Below are 1321 nucleotides of genomic sequence, written 5' to 3' on the forward strand. Positions count from 1 at the left end.
TCACGGTAGAAGGGCCGGAATCCAAGACAGGACTCCTTGGTCCCGCCTGCCTGAACGGGATTTTTGTTCACGATGGATCGATTCTCGGTGTTCCCGATGCTGAAAAATGGAAAGAAGTGCGGGAAAAGGGTGTCCCAACCGGAATTTCATATCTTCGTGCAGTATCTGCTCTTGCTGCAGCAAGAATAGAGGAGGCGGCACGGTGCGGTATGGGAACAACCATACAGGTTAAGATGGCAAAACTGCCAAGTGACATCAACCTGAAGGTCGAAGAATATGCGATGCGCACGATAACGGATACCAAGAAGAAAGTGGATGTCCGGGGCCCGGTTTTTATGACCGTCAGATCTGTGGTCTTTGAATAGTACCCTGTTTCTTTTTGATTCGGGTCAGGATTCTCCTTCATCCTGCTCATGACCTGTCCCCCTCCCACTATTGAGAGAAACGATGGTGTGCCGGGGAATCCTTCCCTGAGGGAGAGACTTTCCCGGTCTGATGCTCAACCCAAAATTACCAGACTCTTGAAACCGGGAGGGTACCAGATAATCCCGGCCTCTCTGACCGGATCACGGAAGATAATCGAATTCTCATTCTTTTCGACAGTCATCAAAAAGGAATGGTATCGCAAGCGTTTTACTTCGGGAACTTTTTTGTAGGGGTTTATTTCCGCCGGTTGAATACCATGGTATTTCTGAAAGATGAACTCCTTGGAATGTTCCGTTCCAAAAAGTTTTCGAAATCTGACAGTATAGGAACCCTCATTTTCATATATGAGCAGCCACCGGTTCGGGTTCATGGTCGGGATGGCATGTCCCTTCCAGGTAACTTTTACGTAGAGTTTCAATAATATCCCGGCCGCGATAACGGAGAGGAAAAAAACACCATAGGGGAAAAAACCGGAAAGATCCACTATTCCGGTGAGGAGCGCGATAGTGAAGACAACGGTTCCCGCCATAATAAACAGGTTCGGACCGGCAAATATGCCGAGGGTGAACTTCCGGTCCGTAAAAGGGTAGAAAAGCGGAACTCCGGGACACGCAAGGAAATCCATCCCTACATGAAGCCAAGCACCGATAAGGAAGACAATAACGATCAGCAGCCATGAAGAAAATCCCGGAATCGTCCCGGCAGGGCTGGCAATACCCATTATCCCGATTGCGGTTCCTGCTGCAAGAAATGCGACCAGACTGCTCCCTGCAATGCTGTGGGTGAATCCCCCATGGGTAAAGATATAGTACCTTGGGTTTTTATCGGACAGCCGGGTGAACAGGACATCGATATCAATGATGACAGTCCCGACAATCCCGGACAGGATTAATTC

The 1321-nt window shown here is 49.1% G+C and carries 1 protein-coding gene and 1 pseudogene; one reads left to right on the forward strand and one right to left on the reverse strand.

Annotated elements, in window-relative coordinates; translation table 11 throughout:
- A pseudogene (locus CW742_RS13425) lies at nt 1–365 on the forward strand (O-phosphoserine--tRNA ligase); the annotation flags it as partial.
- Between the two features lie 134 nt (nt 366–499).
- Here CW742_RS13425 and CW742_RS13430 read toward each other — a convergent pair.
- Nucleotides 500–1321: metal-dependent hydrolase (locus CW742_RS13430; protein ID WP_292421223.1), on the reverse strand; the 822-nt coding region annotated here is incomplete at its 5' end.

This window comes from Methanoregula sp., assembly GCF_002835825.1.
Taxonomy (GTDB): Archaea; Halobacteriota; Methanomicrobia; order Methanomicrobiales; family Methanospirillaceae; genus Methanoregula.